The sequence below is a fragment of the Alteromonas infernus genome (assembly GCF_902705815.1).
In genome coordinates this window covers 30,419-46,074 of record NZ_CACSIG010000017.1, presented here as the reverse complement: position 1 = coordinate 46,074, position 15,656 = coordinate 30,419, and the positions used below count along the sequence as shown (strand labels likewise).

Sequence of the window (15,656 nt, the reverse complement as noted above, 5' to 3'; positions counted from 1 at the left end):
ACGCAATGGCTAACCCGAGCTTTGTTTATAACCCACCAATGACGCCTTATCTTGATATTTTGTATCAGGATGAGGATATGGTGGTAGCACACAAACCCAGCGGGCTATTGAGTGTTCCCGGTAAAGCACTAGAACACCGCGACTCTCTGATTAGCCGTGTTAACACTGTGTACCCCACTGCTACCGTGGTACACCGGTTAGATATGGCCACTTCGGGTATTTTAGTACTGGCACTTAACAAAGACAGTCATCGCCATATCTCTAAGCAGTTCGAGCTTCGGCTAACCCAAAAACGCTATTTCGCGCGGGTTCACGGCCATATAGAGGAAGATTCGGGCGAAGTAGACTTACCCCTTATCTGCGACTGGCCTAATAGACCAAAACAAATGGTGGACTTCGAACGGGGCAAAAAAGCCATTACGCGGTTTGAAGTCATTGAGCGTGCCACTGACGATGCAGCGCGCCGCTATACCTTAGTGGCGTTATATCCCATTACAGGGCGCTCACACCAACTACGGGTACACATGCTAGCCTTGGGCCACCCAATCTTAGGTGACCGGTTGTATGCTCATGACGAGGCGCTTAGTATGGCCCCTCGCCTTCAACTTCACGCTGAAAGTTTAAGCTTGACTCACCCAACATTGGAAAAGTGGTTACATTTTAAAACCCCTATCCCGTTTAGCCATTATCGCCCGAGCGCCCTTTCTATTGATAGAGACTAGCGTTAATTTGCCTTTTACTATGACGTGCCCCCCCGTTATTCTTTTTAACCATTGCTATAGTTTTTACTTAGAGTGCCGATAACTGTTTCAGTTATTGGTACAAACGAAGCAACGGGTAAAGCACCAGTTAATGGGTAGAACTAAAAGGTAAATCTCTCTTCTATGAAAAGGCAAACTATCCTTCTGTTATTTGCTGTCATCGTATCCCTCTTACCTATGACGGCGCACAGCAACTTTCTGAAAGACGTGAGTAATGCTTACTTACCTGGTGAAGTAAGAACAATCATGGTGGGTGAAGGCGAAGCACCGATCATTGAAATAGGGGCCAAAACACCACTGCCTCTTGGTACAGCCATAGTTCTTACCGAACCTTTCCCATCTAGCCTCACACTTTCACAAGGCAATAGCCTTGCCGATTTGCTCGCAGAAAAAGGCTGGAACGTAGTCATTAGCCCTTTTCATTTACCCGTAACACCCAGTGAGCCAATAAACGAAGATACGATTCCTGGTTCTTCGAATGAGGGTGATAGCGCGCCTTCATCACAACCCAATGAGATACACCCTCGTAGCAATCAACTCACACAATACCTTAGCTTCGAAATGACCGTTACTTCGCTCACGCTTCAACTCAGCGCGTTGAATAATTATTTACAGGACCGAGGCGGCTATCGCATGGTAATAGCCCAAGGCATGCTTGCCACCACATTTTTGTCTGCCACAGAACAACAGCCCGCCTTAGACCCAGATACATTCATTGCCATATCGCCCTTTTGGCCCGAAGAGTCAACCAATAACTTAGTAATAGAAACCATGGCTCAGGCCAACTACCCTGTCCTAGATGTTTCTCTTAACAACTTTAATGATTGGGAGAGCAATACCACATTAAAAAAGGAAAATTAGAGCAAAAAACGCACTAAAGTTGCACTACCGGCAAATAAATATTCCAAATAATTCTTTAACCTTTAGTATAAGAGATATTCACAAACCCCCACAAATTCAGATGGTTGCAAATAGCGCCATAGGCTGGACTCGCCACTTGGGCTGGTAATTTATTCACCTACCGATTAGGCTAAATTAGCACCCAAAACAGTTACCTAAGTATTTCAGACAAAATAATACCCTGCCCTGGCACGTGGTAACTGCGTTATAGACTATAATATTTCATAGCAAACAGAGACGGTTGAATTACTTGTGAATGTTCAAGATTTTGTAGACAACAAAGCAAAGCAGCTGTGTTTCTATTTGAGAGCATTTTGGCAAGGAGAGCTTCCTATCGAGGAGATCGAGCTATTTTTCTGGGATAGTATGGAAGAGTGGGGCCAAATTGAATACACGTTAACCCAGCCCTATACACAAAAAGAACGGGTGTTTTGGCATGTACTTCATCAAGTGCATTACTGGAACGAAGAGAAACTGACAAAAGATCAGTTTCTCATTGATGAACTTAATAACTGCGTCAATTTTCTCGAAGGATTAGGTCATTGCCCTTTGGACTGCGTGGGGATACGCCCTTAGGCTCCCGTCTACGGCAAAAATAAGTGACCAACAACGTCACAGGATGTCGATACTTACCTATTGCCGCTCAATGGGTTATTGCTAAACCTCGTACTTCGTGGCTCAATATGCTTTTGAGTTATTGCCAAAGGCTGAAGTTTTGCTTACCGCTTTAAAAACGTTCAACGACAAACGCTATTTAAGTATTTTTCTGTTTGGTATTTCCAGCGGTTTCCCTTGGATAATGATTGGCTCAGTGCTATCAGCGTGGCTAAAAGACGAAGGCTTGTCCCGCTCTGCAATCGGCCTTTTCGGAATTATCTTTGCCACTTACTCATTCAACTTTTTATGGTCGCCCCTTGTAGATAAGCTCAAGCCACCACTATTAGGTCAGCGTAAAGGGTGGATTTTCGCTATGCAAGGCTGCATCGTTTTACTCTGTCTTGGTATGTCGCAGCTAAGTGCAACTTACGACTTGTATTACGTAGCGTTAATTGGTCTGCTCATTGCTGTAGCGTCAGCTACACAGGACATCGCCATTGATGGCTTTCGCATCGATTGTGTGGAAAAAGAGGATAAAGACGGTATGTCAGCAGCGTCCTCTGTGGCGACGGCTGGCTGGTGGACAGGGTATGGTGGGCTTGGTGCCATACCGTTTTTCTTGGCCGACTTAACGACGTGGTCATGGCCCAACATTTATCTTTTGCTAAGCGTAATAATGGTACTTTTAATGTACGCTACGTGCATAGCAGATGAACCTCAGATTGATAGAGAGGCTTTGCTTGAAAAGATAACAGACGCCAACGCTACGAGCTCGCCACTTGTCTATTGGATTAGAACCACGCTTATCACGCCTTTTGCCGAGTTTTTTAACCGCAATGGTGTGAAACTAGCAGCGTCGTTTCTGCTTTTCATCTTTCTATTTAAAATTGGCGAAGCATTTTTAGGGCGCATGAGTATCGTTTTTTATAAAGAGGTAGGGTTCTCCAACAGTGACATTGCCACCTATTCGAAATTACTCAACTGGTGGGTGACCATTGTTTTTTCTTTGTTAGGAGGCTTAGTTAATATTCGCTACGGCATATATCGAGGGCTGATGATTGCGGGCGTCGCCATGGCGGCGTCGAATCTTCTTTTTGCGCTGATTGCGCAAACGGGCCCATCCACCTCGTTACTCGCCGTCACGGTGATCGTTGATGGGTTTACCGGCGCATGGAGTACGGTAGCGATGGTCGCTTTTATCTCGCTGCTGTGCAACAGAGCCTTTAGCGCCACTCAGTATGCGCTGATGGCGTCATTAAGTGTAGCCGGCAGGACATTGGTTGCCTCTAGCAGCGGTATTGTTGTTGATAGCTTAAACGGCAACTGGAGTTTATTTTTCATCATTACTGCCGTAATGGTTATTCCAAGCCTTTGCTTTTTGTATTCAATTCGTCACCATATAAAGCGCGTGGAAACGGCTTAACACTCTAACTAGCTTGCCTGTTAGCAAGCTAGCGTTGGCTTGTATCATAAATGCGATATTGATTTCGACCGCTTTCTTTTGCGTCATAAAGCGCCTTATCTGCGCATTCTAACCATGCCAGAGGGCCTTTAAACGCTGAACAAAATTGGGCAAGACCAAGGCTGACGGTGAAATTTATCGACTCGCCTTCGTGCTCGACCACCAAACGCTGTGCGAGCTGACGAATTCGCTCAGCGACAATACGCGCATCTTCAACGGTAGAGTCATTGAGGATAATCGCGAACTCTTCTCCACCATAGCGCCCGGCTAAATCGGTTTCGCGCACACAGCGTTTTATCAAAGCCGCTAGCATTTTTATGACCTTGTCGCCCGCCTGATGACCGTAGGTGTCATTAATGCGTTTAAAGTGGTCAATATCTAGCATAACTGCCGTGCTAGGCTTGTCTCTTCTAACGCAAAGCTTATACATTTCGTCAAAACGTTCTTGCCAGTAGCGACGGTTGAATAGCCCGGTTAGGCCATCTACACGGCTCGCTGTTTTAAGCTCTTGATTGAGGTGCTCCATACCTAGCTTACCTAGCGCTTGCTCTGTCACATCGTATACAAGCATACAAAAACGCTCCACATTGCCATCTTTATCAACGATGGGAAACATGGTCACGTTCTGATACATATACTCAGCAGCACAGGTAACGGGGCGATTACAGGCAAATTTGAATAGGTAAGGGCGCTGCTCCCAAATAATAAACACGGGGCTTTTCAAATTAAAAACCGGGTCGACCTTGGTTCTAAGCCACTTTTCTTCTATTTCAGGAAAGTGGTCAAACAGGCTATGCCCGATTATAAAATCGACTTTTTTAGCACTGTGGTTTTCTAAAAATTTGTTCCATACTTGTACGGTGAAGTTTCTATCGAGCACGGCAATACCAACCTCAATAGAATCTAATAATTCCAAGGGAACTTGAGATACCGCACTGCGATTCAAAGTATCAATGGATGCATTCATAGACCTTCCTTGTCATCTGTATCGTAGCTATCGTCAAGTAGGCGCGAATAGACCTGACTCATGGCATCGCCGGGAAATAGCAGCAGTAAATCAAAGGAAATATCTCGCGCTTTGATTGCATAGCCTATTTCAATAGCCATAAGTTTCCCCCAACGTTGTACGTTATCGCTTAGCAGCGCTGATAGGCCTTGATGCTGCCCCAATAACACAGGGTGTGTGTGACTAAACGCCACCTTTAGCTGTTCTGATAACCCGTTTAAACACGCCCCTATTAGAATATTAGACACGTCCATAAGGGCTTCTAGCGCTAGTTTGTCAGATGACGCCGACGGCGGGTACTTAAGCAGCTCAACAATGTTTTGAGAGTTCGTATCGTTAAAGATTACCAGTGCTTCCCCACTAACCCCCTCACTAATGAACCCTTTTGAAACCGCAGACACACTCTCGTTGCGGTTAATCTCGGCTACCGCCATGGAAAGTTCGTTGCTTTCAATCAGATTAACATTGGGAATGGGCAGGTCAATAAACTCACCAAGTAGCTCTGCTAAGCTCTCGCCTGCCCGCCCCATGGCAATGTTCACCATTTCGCGACAGGCGTCTAACTTTTCTTCGGTGCTTGTAACACGTTGACTTGCGGTAGCCTTAGTTTGGCTAGCTTCTTCTACTTTTTGTAATTTGGCACCAGAAGAGTGCGTTTCTCCACTGTAAATACCATAAGACGATAAAATATGGCTGAGCTTATCGTTGTCGATAGGCTTTCGAATAAAGTCCAACGCACCCAAGGCGAGCATCTTTTCTCTCGCTTGCGCCTGAACGTCACCAGAAACCACAATCACTAAACACGGAAGGTCGTGCTTGCGAATTTCTTCCATCGTTTGGTAGCCGTCCATTACCGGCATGTTAAGGTCTAGAAAAACTACATCGCCTTTGCCTTCTCGAATAAGCGTCAAAGCTTGCTCGCCATTTTCAGCAAAAGAAATATCCACATCCCATCTATCGGGCAAGCTACGCGCCATTTGACGCCTAGCGAAACCTGAATCGTCGCAAATCAATATTGGAGTACTCATGGATACTCCTTATATGGCAACAGGGGCTTTAATATGTGGGTGAGATTGATAATTTTTGAGCGTAAAGTCGTCGAATGTAAACCCAAAAATATCTTTTACTTCTGGGTTAATTTCCATTGTTGGACGTTCGAACGGTTCGCGACTGAGCTGTAGCTCTACCTGCTCAAGATGGTTTGAATACAAGTGAGCATCGCCCAACGTATGGATAAAGTCACCAGGCTCTAAATCGCACACCTGTGCAATCATCATAGTAAGTAGCGCATAGCTTGCAATATTGAACGGAATACCTAGGAAGATATCACCGCTTCGCTGATAAAGTTGGCAGCTTAGCTTTCCATCTAGAACATAGAATTGAAAAAGCGTATGACAAGGTGGCAACGCCTGTTTACCCATGGCGGCATTTTCTTTTGGCGAATAGTTAGTATCTGGCAATACCGCTGGATTCCAGCCACTCACAATAAGGCGACGTGAATCAGGGTTGTTTTTAATTTGCTCTACAACCTCGGCAATTTGGTCGACTGACGTACCGTCACCGCGATCCCAGCTACGCCACTGATGACCGTAAACAGGGCCAAGTTCGCCTTCATCTGTGGCCCACTCATCCCAAATCTTCACGCCATGCTCCTTCAAATAGGCAATATTGGTTTCGCCTTTAAGGAACCAAAGAAGTTCATGAATGATTGATTTAAGGTGACACTTTTTCGTTGTCACCAAGGGGAACCCTTCCTGCAGATTAAAGCGCATCTGATACCCGAACACACTTAACGTACCTGTACCAGTTCGATCTTCCTTTTTCACACCTGTATCACGTACATGGCGCATTAGAGCGAGATATTCTTTCATCGTTATTCTTATATTTTTTTACTGTTCAACACGGTCTTTGCCGCGCGTATACGCACGGACTATTAATCCTATTCCTAAAGCTATCATAGGTAAACAAAGAAGTTGCCCCTGACTGAGGCCCATTTGGTATAGGCCAATATGAGCATCGGGCTCTCTGAAATACTCAACGATAAATCTAAAGCTACCATACCCAAGCAAGAACAAACCACTTACCGCCCCTACCGGACGCTTTTTAGCTGAATATAGCCATAGAATAATAAAGAGCAGAACACCTTCAAGGGCAAATTCATAAAGCTGCGACGGGTGGCGAGGAATATTGCCCGCATTAGGGAAGATCACTGCCCATGGTACATCCGTACTTCGCCCCCACAATTCCGCATTAAGAAAGTTACCTATTCGCCCCGCGCCTAAACCAATTGGGACAAGAGGCGCTACAAAATCGCCTAATCGTAAGAACGTTGTATTCATACACTTAGCGCGCCAAAATAGCGCAGCTAAAACCCCCAGCAGCCCGCCGTGGAAGGACATACCGCCGGCCCAAATTTTAAATAAATACAAGGGGTCGTCGAGGAACATGCCAAACTGATAGAAAAATACATAGCCAATACGGCCGCCTAATATCACTCCCACAAAGCTCCAGAAAAGCAAATCGCTTAACTGCTCACGGCTCCAGCTGGTTTGCGACAGGCGCTTTTGTGCTAATAAATACGCGGCAATAAAGCCAACGAGATACATTAAACCATACCAACGTACGCTTAGCGGGCCCATACTGAAGATAACGGGGTCGATACTGGGAAATACCAGATAACTGCTCTGTTCCATTACTTTATTCAATTCCTAAAATCATTCTAATGCTTACCAACACGAGTAAGCACGCCAACATTGCTTTTAACACCCGCACATTTACTCGCTGTCCGAGCTTCGCCCCTATGTTTGCGGTAAACATAGAGGTGGCAACAATACCAGCTGTGGCGGGCAAATACACATAACCTAAACTATGTTCTGGTACATCTATCGCATTCCACCCAGCAATCACGAAACTCGTAGTACCAAAAACAGCAATAACGAGCCCGCAAAAAGCGGCGCAGCCAATAGCCGCCCTAATATTCACACGAAACCACACTAGCGCAGGAACCAGTAACGCACCACCGCCAATGCCCATTAGCGCGCTTAGTATACCTGCTGTGCCGCCAACGGCTGCTAATGTACCTTTGGAGGCTTCATTATCTGATGCTTTTTGCTTACCAAAAATCATTTGCAGCGCAATTAATATTACCAACACCGCAAACACATCTTTGAGCAGCTCCCCAGACATGTGGCTGGCCACCTGGGCGCCGGCGATAGCACCAAACGCAATTCCCAAACCAGTATAAAGCACGATATAGCGCTGAATATTACCGAGTTTATAGTGCGCTAATGCCGACGACGTGCCGGTAAAGATAATGGTTGATAAAGACGTTGCGATAGCAACCGGCATAACGGTTTCAGTGGTCATGCCCATAAAGTGAACAAGTAAATAGCTAAGTGCAGGGACAATAATAAGCCCTCCGCCAATGCCCAGCATACCCGCAAGAATTCCAACGACAGAGCCTAAAATCAGACAGCTGACGATAATAACAACAAATGGGTCCATATGTCCTAAGCACCTGCTCGGATAAGGCCTCCTAGGCCCTTGGTTTCAAGATACTGGTTCAAGTGCACAAAGACTTCTTCATGGCTGACAGACGTCAGTGCCAGCGAAAGTAGCTGCTTACATTCATCCAGCGTTACTTTTCTGATAAGCCAGTTTATTTTTCTTAAGTTAAACCCGTTCATACTAAGGCGACGATAGCCCATCCCCATTAGTAGCAATGCGCCAGCAGGTTCACCGGCAATCTCACCACAGATAGTAACAGGGACCTGATTTTGATTGGCTTTTTGCACCACATCGTATAGCGCCCCCAATACCGCAGGATGATAGCTGTTGTACAGATCGGCAACCCGTGTATTGTTTCTATCTACCGCTAATAAGTACTGCGTTAAATCGTTGCTACCCACTGAGAAAAAGTCGACGTGTTTTGCCAATTGTGGCAATTGATAAAGCACTGAAGGCACTTCAAGCATAATACCGAGTTTAGGCTTATTTAGCGTTTGCCCCGACTCCGCAATCTCATCAGAAATTTCGTAAAACGCCTGATTAATTAATCGCTTTGATTCTTGTACCTCAGACACCGTAGAAATCATGGGTAGCATGATTTGCAAGTTGCTAAGCCCTACACTTGCGCGCAGCATAGCGCGCACTTGAACTAAGAAGATTTCAGGATGATCGAGTGTAAGACGAATACCTCGCCATCCCAAAAACGGGTTCTCTTCATTAATCGGGAAGTACGGTAAAGGTTTATCCCCTCCCACATCGAGAGTACGCATAGTGATAGGTAACTCAGGCGCGGCCTCAAGTACTTGGCGGTAGAGTTTCACCTGCTCTTGCTCTGAAGGAAAACGCTCGCGAAGCATAAAGGGTATTTCGGTACGATACAGGCCGACCCCTGCGCCGATTTGCTCTGCATTTAGTTCAACTTCAGCAGAAAGGCCCGCATTGATGTAAAGCGACATTCTGCAGCCGTCCACGCTCTCGCAAGGTTTATCGGCTTCTGCATCAATCTTCTCTGCAATGGCCGATTCTTCTTCAATCAGCTGAATAAACTCAGACTTAATGTTGCGCTCGGGCGAAACGATAACTTCACCGGAATAGCCATCAAGCAATATCTCTTTATCTTCAAGCAATGCTGGGGTGACGTTCTGACAGCCCATAACGGCAGGCACGCCCATCGCTCTTGCTAAAATGGCAGCGTGGGAGTTGTTCGAACCGCGAATGGAAATAATACCCTTGAGCTTATCTTTCGGAAACTCAGCAAGCATGGGCGCCGAAACTTCGTCAGCCACTAAAATGCTGGCTTCTGTAATTACCTTTTCGGTAACTTTCTGGCCGTTAGCCTCGTATAAAATATTTGCAAGAATGCGGTCTGACAGGTCAACGATATCAATGGCACGCTCCTGCATGTAAGGGTCGTCCATGGCCCGAAAGCGGGCAGCGTAACTTTCTACCACCATTTTCAGTGACGACGCCGCATCCCACCCCTGTCGAATCTTTTCTTCAACTTCCCGGCCTAAGCTATTTGCATCAAGTAAGTGATGATAAAGCTGGAAGATAGACTTTACGTCATCGGGAATAGCGTCATCAAGGCGGTTGGACAATGTATCGACATGGCCCCGCGTCACTTCGACCCCTTTGCGGTAAAGCTTGATCTGATCTTGCGGGGATTTGGAGCGCTTTACGACCCAGTTTTTGAGGTTAATGGACTTATCGGGCGACACCCCTTTACCAATTGCTAACCCCGGTGAGCCCGCGATACCGTGCACGTGCTTCTGTTGCGCAATGTTATCTGGGGAGTTTGAGAGCGTTAACGCACCGCGAATATCGGCATTGGTGATTTCTAAGGCTAATTGCGCTGCAAGGGTAACGAGAAACGCCTCTTCATCTTCACTGAAGCGTCGCATTTCTGCTTGCTGAAGTGTGATCACCCCCAACACTCGCCTTTGATTGATAATCGGTGTACCTAAAAAGGCGTTGTATTTTTCTTCTTTTACTTCGGGGTAATGCTTGAATCGAGGGTGGCTATGGGCATTAACGATGTTAAGCGGCTCTTCTCTTTGCCCTACAAGACCAATAAGCCCCTCTGAAAAACCTATGCGTACTTGCTCAACGGCATCTGGATGAAGGCCGTCAGTGGCTTTAAGTATGAATTCTTGCGCTTCATAATCGGCAAGATATATGGAACAAGAGTCTACGTTAAGGGTGTGCTTTACACGAGAGGCCAGCCTAAACAATGCGGTATCGAGAGCAGGAATTTGATTCATTTCCTGCACGATACGTTTTAACGTTGTTAACATTGCGCCTTGTTGACTTTGAGGACTCACCGATTCTTCCTTATCTACTCGAAGTTCGCTCGCCGCTTACTTTTTCATACATCGCTTTTCGCTCATGGCCTACTCTTTCGCTCATCGCCTTTTTTTTCGCTCATCGCCTTTTTTTCGCTCCGGGCTGAATACTCGCTCAGGGCTTTTTGCTCGCGACTCGCTCAGGGCTGCATACTCGCTCAGGGCTGTTTCACGCGATGCATCTTCAGCCCTGGCGTTGTACCGTTAGCCACGCCTTCGCTTTTTTCCACGCTTGTGTGGCGCTGCGCTTTGACGCTGCAAAGGGCGCTGCTGGGCAGACATAACAACAGGTGAAAACTCCTTCATTACCCGCCTGTAAACATCCCGCTTAAACGATACAACGTTCCTAATAGGATACCAGTAACTTACCCACCTCCAGTCATCAAATTCAGGATGACCTGTCTTAAGCACATTAACATCGCGCTCGTTGCAATCTAGCTGCAACAAGAACCATTTTTGTTTTTGCCCTATACAAACAGGGTTACTACCTTGTCGAATTAATCGCTTTGGCAGCTTATATCTAAGCCAGTTACGGGTAACACTTAAAATGGTGACATCTTTCGGTGTCAGCCCTACTTCTTCGTGAAGCTCCCGGTACATAGCTTGTTCAGCAGATTCCCCTTCATCAATTCCGCCTTGAGGGAACTGCCATGAATGTTGACCATAACGTCTTGCCCAAAATACTTGACCCATTTTGTTGCAAATCACTATGCCCACATTCGCACGGAATCCATCGGCATCTATCACATAGACTCCCGGGCACACTATACTGTTATATGTTTTCATTCTTCCACAAACTATGCTCCAATCATAGTCTTAATGTTCGCTCTTGCTTTTCAAACAGGAAATTAACGTCATTTATGCAACCACCAGCCTCTCCCCCCTCTTCGCCAGATAGTCTTTTAAAGCGTTGTCACGCGATTGCCGGGCTGACGCTTGGAGAATTAGCTGAAATGGCCCATGTTGCTATACCGGCAAACCTGCAGCGCCACAAAGGGTGGCCAGGCATGCTAATTGAGAAGTGGTTAGGGGCTAGCGCAGGTTCAAAGCCACAGCAGGATTTTCCAGAGCTCGGTATCGAGCTTAAAACTATTCCTATCGACGCTAACTTCTCGCCCTTAGAAACCACCTATGTATGCTTTGCGCCACTGTTGATGTCGCCAGGTATCACATGGGAAACCTCAAACGTTCGCAATAAGCTTCAGCAGGTGCTGTGGTTGCCCATTGAAGGTGACAGAGCTATCCCTCTTGCCGAGCGGCGTGTGGCGACGGGTTTTTATTGGCGCCCTAATGAACACGAAGACGCCCTACTCAGGCATGACTGGGAGGAACTGGTTGAGTACATTGCAACCGGGCAAGTCGAGTCAATCACTTCCCGGCAAGGTGAAGCCCTTCACATACGTCCAAAAGCGGCTAACGGAAAAGTGCTGACCGATGCATTAGGGCCAGAAGGGCAGCGCATTAAAACCCGCCCGCGAGGGTTCTATTTGCGTAAAACCTTTACGCAACAGATTTTAATGAATGCCTTTGGCGGATAAAAAAGCCCGCGTAGCGACTAAGCAAAGCATGCAGCAACTAATGCCATCTATTGGAGGATAAACCTGTTGGTGCACTCAACACGGTTGTCGCTCTACTTCTTTTGAGAGCGAGTGTGTAAGTGCTTGACCAGATACTCGCTTAAGAACTTTTCTGAATTCACTCCTATACGTTTTGCCACCGCTTCAAGTTTAGCATCACTGCGCAGCAGCACATTTTTCGCATACTCAAGACGATAATGAAAAATAAACCGCCTAAAGTTCTTTCTCTCTGAAAGCTGTAGAGCCAGGGCTAACGACGTAGGGTCGATATCAGCCCCTTTGCAAAACGCGCTCAGCGTAAGAAAGCGGGTTTTATACGCTTTCGATTCCAACGTATAGCGCTCGGCTTTTGAAATAATACTGCTAATTTCATAGGGCGTCGCTTTACCTTCATCTAGGCGCTCGTAATCAAGGGGGGATGGCGACGTACGGCGAATAAAGGTTAATGAAAACAACACGATTAATATTGCAGTACCTAACATTAGGTGATGAAAGCTTTCCCAAAACGGAACGGGAAAAAAACCAAAGGTCGCCGCCGTTACTAGTAAAATACTCATAAACGCGACACCGACCAAGCTGCCCATCACCCCAGCTAGCTTTGGCATTTTTAAATTTTTAATATCTACTGCCTGCTCAGGAAGGTGCCTGTGATACATTTGAATATGTTCGGTAATAAGAATACCAATTAACAGTACGCTAAACCCTGTAAGCAGTGAGGCGATATACGCTGGCCACAAAACAAAGGGCTCGCCGTGAGGTGACGACAACAGCCACTGCTGTTTATCCTCTACGGGGATCAGCAATACGGTGCATTGAAAAAGTGCAGTGACCACAACAGGCCACCACAGACGTTTTCTTGCCGTTGGGTAGGCCAGTAACATTGGCTTTATCGCACGGTAACAGCAGGTAATGGCTAAAACAGCAAAAACGTCTGACAGCCCGTAAATAACCGCTAGATCAGTAGCATGAGCGAGACGGAGCCATTCGTCTAACATGAAAAGTGGCCAGCACACAAAAGCGCCAATAAGCCAACACGTACTGCTTAAATTAACTTTTTGCACGAACAGACGCACAAACCCTACGGCATACACACCCAATAGTGCGTAAAGGCAATAACTAAAGATAGCTGAGGTCATCAGCGCCCTCCATCCTTGAGAAACAACGTACTAACACAGCCCTCGCCTGGTAAAAATTGACTACCAGTAAACATCACGTTGCATAGCGACGGTGCGTGTACGTTCCATAATACGTATTAGCGTACTGAGCTTTTCTGCGGTCCATTTACGAACCTCGTCATGCGAGTCTACCTCGGCATCATCTATCGACTGCTTAAGCATCAAAAGTGCGTTAAGCTCATCAATGCCGGTTAGCAAATCGAGCCAGGGCGCGCGGAAATTGCCGCGTTCTTCAACAAACAAGTCACCAAGTAAGAAGCCGCTCCACAAGGTTTGGCGCAACATGATTTCCACCGCACTATAATTCACTGGCCCCATGGTTTTACTTAACGGCATGCTCTGCTGTACCGTCTGCCAACCTTGTGAAAGCCAACCTTTAGCGTGGTCGAGCACGGGGTGGTCATAGCCTGTCGCTTCTTTCTGCCAAGGTTTGTTTTGAATAAGGCTAATTGCATGCAGCTTAATGTCGGTAGCGTCGTTATCGAAAAACAGCTTTTCAGGTTCGTGGGCCTGCATAAGCCCCGTTTGTCTGCCTTGTAAATAACTTACCACCGCGGGGTGCTTACTTAGTGTTTTACTAAACATGCTCTTTTTAGACAGCAAGTAACGCAGGCTTTGAAGGTCGTCCTGCCATCCCCATTTCTGCGCATGAGCGACGAGTTTTTTGTGCAGTGCCAATAATTCGGGGCATTGAAGGACAGGAAGATACAGTGAAACGCTTTGCAGCAACAGACGTACACTTTTGGCGACTTCCGCGAGCATTTTTATCGACCCGCTTTCACAGAATACGTGCTCGTGGTGCTGCCAATGTGCAAGCGCAGTTTGCACCGCTCGGCTAAATGCTTCTTCTGTCGTGGTGGTATCTTCTAGCGCGAGAAAATCAGGGAAGTGGCGAATTTTCGCATTAAAGCCATGCAGCAGTTGATAACCCTGGGCCGCTTTCGACACATCGCTCAGCCTTACCGGCATGTTGTCATTTATCAATACCGCTAGAGTAAACAGGGTATTAATATCACCCGACATTAGCTCTAGTTCAATTTCATTGATAGGTGAGCTGGCTTTTTCAGTGCTGGCTTTGCCGCAATCCAGCACGATTTCAACCTCGCTGTCATCAAGTGCAACTACATAAGCATTGCGCGTAAAGTGGGTGCTAAACTGCTTTGAGAGACTTGCGTTTTTAGCCGATACATCCCAGCCTTGTGGCCATACGCTTTCATCAAACAGGGCAAGGTCGGGCTGTGATTTTTCAAGGCTGACATTATATTCCATACGTTTGTGCAGGCCGCCGCTAACCACGCCGTTCGTTTTTAGGGTTTGTTCGTACTCACCATTATTCCCACGCACTCTAAAGCCCATTTTTTGATTTTGAAAATCGAGCTTTTCGGTATCGTAATAGTCGTTTTCCAAGCGCATTTCGCGATGCGAGTTAACTTGGATACGGTGTTTTTCAAAAAGAGGAAGGACCCGTTGCGTAAACGCTTGGTGCGCGTCGTCACCTGTAACAAATTTTAATTCTATTTCTGACATGGTTGCGCTAAGCACAGCTGATGATGCTGACACCTTACCTTTGTCACTTAGTTTTCGCAATGCTACAACACCTTTCTTAGGTGCTAAATTTAGACAAAAGTGGAACAAACTTGCCTTTATCGCGGTCAACCAATACCATCTTCACGTTTTAAATTCTAAAATTGGACTTCATATGATTCGAAAGTGGTTAGCAGCAGCCCTTATTGCGTGCTCTTTTCAAGCATTTTCGCTACAAGATATCGCTGATTTAGAAGCGTCTTCTTCACATTACATTCGAGATGACTTATTTATCTTCGTGCATACTGGGCCTGGCCGTAATTACCGTATTTTAGGGTCAATTGAAGCGGGTACCCCCATTACGGTACTTGCCAGAGATAACGATGCCGAGTTCACACAGATTACCGATCCGGAAGGTCGTAAAGGCTGGGTAGAAAGTAAATTTGTGTCGAATACTATGTCACAGGCAGAGCAGCTTCCTATCATCAGCGAGAAACTGGCAGAGAGCCAGAACAGTCTGCAGACCTTACAGTCTGACAACGCAAAGCTCCGTCAGCAGTTAAACGATGCTCGTCAGCAAGTATCGAAACTTACCACAACGAATGACGAGCAAGCCTCGCAAATTATTCGTTTAACGGCGAAGGTTGAAAGCGCGAATAAAGATGAGCTAGTAATGTGGTTTACCCGCGGCGGACTAGTGGCTGGCATCGGTATTTTGCTAGGCGTAATGCTAACCTATCTGCCAAAGCGCAAGCGCCGAAGCAGTGAATGGATGTAAGCGTTAATGCTTTTAAGAAACAACACA

At 46.4% G+C, this 15,656-nt stretch carries 15 protein-coding genes; 6 read left to right on the top strand and 9 right to left on the bottom strand.

The window, feature by feature from the left end:
- Positions 1-5 precede the first annotated feature (5 nt).
- From rluA to ACX5J7_RS04040, 4 genes are all read left to right on the top strand, one after another.
- The gene (gene rluA / locus ACX5J7_RS04055) at positions 6-722 is read left to right on the top strand and encodes a bifunctional tRNA pseudouridine(32) synthase/23S rRNA pseudouridine(746) synthase RluA (RefSeq protein ID WP_015066177.1); all 717 of its coding nucleotides are present in this window, start codon (positions 6-8) and stop codon (positions 720-722) included.
- A 162-nt stretch (positions 723-884) separates the two neighbouring features.
- Positions 885-1,622, top strand: a complete 738-nt coding sequence (locus ACX5J7_RS04050; RefSeq protein WP_498706192.1) for a DUF3530 family protein — start codon at positions 885-887, stop codon at positions 1,620-1,622.
- Between the two features lie 291 nt (positions 1,623-1,913).
- On the top strand, positions 1,914-2,237 hold the full coding sequence (locus tag ACX5J7_RS04045; RefSeq protein WP_012517198.1) for a hypothetical protein: 324 nt from the start codon (positions 1,914-1,916) through the stop codon (positions 2,235-2,237).
- Between the two features lie 97 nt (positions 2,238-2,334).
- A complete protein-coding gene (locus ACX5J7_RS04040; protein WP_278383333.1) occupies positions 2,335-3,681 on the top strand; it encodes an AmpG family muropeptide MFS transporter in 1,347 nt (448 codons plus the stop codon).
- 28 nt (positions 3,682-3,709) lie between these two features.
- Here the strand turns inward: ACX5J7_RS04040 and ACX5J7_RS04035 are convergent, their stop codons facing one another.
- The 7 genes from ACX5J7_RS04035 to rppH all read right to left on the bottom strand — a co-directional run bounded on the left by ACX5J7_RS04035 (position 3,710) and on the right by rppH (position 11,322).
- The gene (locus tag ACX5J7_RS04035; protein WP_024015675.1) at positions 3,710-4,687 is read right to left on the bottom strand and encodes a sensor domain-containing diguanylate cyclase; all 978 of its coding nucleotides are present in this window, start codon (positions 4,685-4,687) and stop codon (positions 3,710-3,712) included.
- Entirely contained in the window at positions 4,684-5,754 is a 1,071-nt protein-coding gene (locus ACX5J7_RS04030; protein WP_498706189.1) for a response regulator, read from the bottom strand. Before ACX5J7_RS04030 ends, ACX5J7_RS04035 begins: the two co-directional genes overlap by 4 nt.
- A 9-nt stretch (positions 5,755-5,763) precedes the next feature.
- Positions 5,764-6,597: a thymidylate synthase gene (locus ACX5J7_RS04025; RefSeq protein ID WP_015066174.1), complete on the bottom strand. Its 834-nt coding sequence runs from the start codon at positions 6,595-6,597 to the stop codon at positions 5,764-5,766.
- Positions 6,598-6,615: 18 nt separating this feature from the next.
- Entirely contained in the window at positions 6,616-7,419 is an 804-nt protein-coding gene (gene lgt / locus ACX5J7_RS04020) for a prolipoprotein diacylglyceryl transferase (protein WP_012517193.1), read from the bottom strand.
- Positions 7,420-7,423: 4 nt separating this feature from the next.
- A complete protein-coding gene (locus tag ACX5J7_RS04015; protein ID WP_012517192.1) occupies positions 7,424-8,230 on the bottom strand; it encodes a sulfite exporter TauE/SafE family protein in 807 nt (268 codons plus the stop codon).
- A gap of 5 nt (positions 8,231-8,235) precedes the next feature.
- Positions 8,236-10,527 (bottom strand): phosphoenolpyruvate--protein phosphotransferase, encoded by a 2,292-nt coding sequence (gene ptsP, locus ACX5J7_RS04010; protein ID WP_041702999.1) that lies wholly within the window; start codon positions 10,525-10,527, stop codon positions 8,236-8,238.
- 252 nt (positions 10,528-10,779) lie between these two features.
- The gene (gene rppH, locus ACX5J7_RS04005; RefSeq protein ID WP_024015674.1) at positions 10,780-11,322 is read right to left on the bottom strand and encodes an RNA pyrophosphohydrolase; all 543 of its coding nucleotides are present in this window, start codon (positions 11,320-11,322) and stop codon (positions 10,780-10,782) included.
- Positions 11,323-11,435: 113 nt separating this feature from the next.
- On the opposite strand from rppH, the gene mutH reads away from it, so the two are divergent.
- The gene (gene mutH, locus ACX5J7_RS04000; RefSeq protein WP_012517189.1) at positions 11,436-12,113 is read left to right on the top strand and encodes a DNA mismatch repair endonuclease MutH; all 678 of its coding nucleotides are present in this window, start codon (positions 11,436-11,438) and stop codon (positions 12,111-12,113) included.
- Positions 12,114-12,205: 92 nt separating this feature from the next.
- Here the strand turns inward: mutH and ACX5J7_RS03995 are convergent, their stop codons facing one another.
- Positions 12,206-13,288, bottom strand: a complete 1,083-nt coding sequence (locus ACX5J7_RS03995; RefSeq protein ID WP_278383330.1) for a helix-turn-helix domain-containing protein — start codon at positions 13,286-13,288, stop codon at positions 12,206-12,208.
- A gap of 60 nt (positions 13,289-13,348) precedes the next feature.
- Positions 13,349-14,854 (bottom strand): CYTH domain-containing protein, encoded by a 1,506-nt coding sequence (locus tag ACX5J7_RS03990; RefSeq protein ID WP_020744882.1) that lies wholly within the window; start codon positions 14,852-14,854, stop codon positions 13,349-13,351.
- A gap of 172 nt (positions 14,855-15,026) precedes the next feature.
- Here ACX5J7_RS03990 and ACX5J7_RS03985 point away from each other — a divergent pair, with 172 nt between their 5' ends.
- Complete coding sequence (locus ACX5J7_RS03985) at positions 15,027-15,629, top strand: TIGR04211 family SH3 domain-containing protein (RefSeq protein WP_231125126.1); 603 nt, start codon at positions 15,027-15,029, stop codon at positions 15,627-15,629.
- Positions 15,630-15,656: the final 27 nt, after the last annotated feature.